Source organism: Bradyrhizobium sp. CFUWI, assembly GCF_056429085.1.
In genome coordinates, this window is the sequence record NZ_JBWJZE010000195.1 from 1 (window position 1) to 450 (window position 450).

General features: G+C 78.4%; 1 pseudogene. It reads left to right on the forward strand.

Going from position 1 to position 450, the window contains the following annotated elements:
• Window positions 1–450 (forward strand): annotated as a pseudogene (locus AC066S_RS39385) (hypothetical protein); the annotation flags it as partial.

A 450-nucleotide genomic window follows, 5' to 3' on the forward strand; every position in this document is an offset into this window, starting at 1 on the left:
GTGGAGATCGGCACGCACCATGTGCGCGCCGCGCAGGCGCCGCTGGACATCGCCGTCCCGCTGCGCGGCCTCTGGTTCCCCGAGAGTGCCGCTGCTGCTGCTGCCGCCGCCGCCGACGAAGCGGGCGGCAGTGGCCCGCCGGCGGTCCCGGAGGATGCCGGCGCCGACCCGGACCTGCCCTGGAGCGACGAACCCGCCGCAGCGGTCGCCGCTGCGCAGGCCGACGAGCCGCCCGTGCCGCCCCTGGCGCAGCCGCTCTGGCCGCAGGGCCCCGCCGGGACCGGCGGACTGGAAGGGCTGGAGGGGCGCGACGGCGCCCCGCATGCCGACTCCGGTCCGCCTGGACGCCCGCGTGCCTGGATCTTCACGTCGGCCACCCTGGGCGACGACGCCTCGCTGCGCTGGTTCACCGAGGCGTGCGGGCTGGAGGGCGCGCGCGTGCTGCAGGTG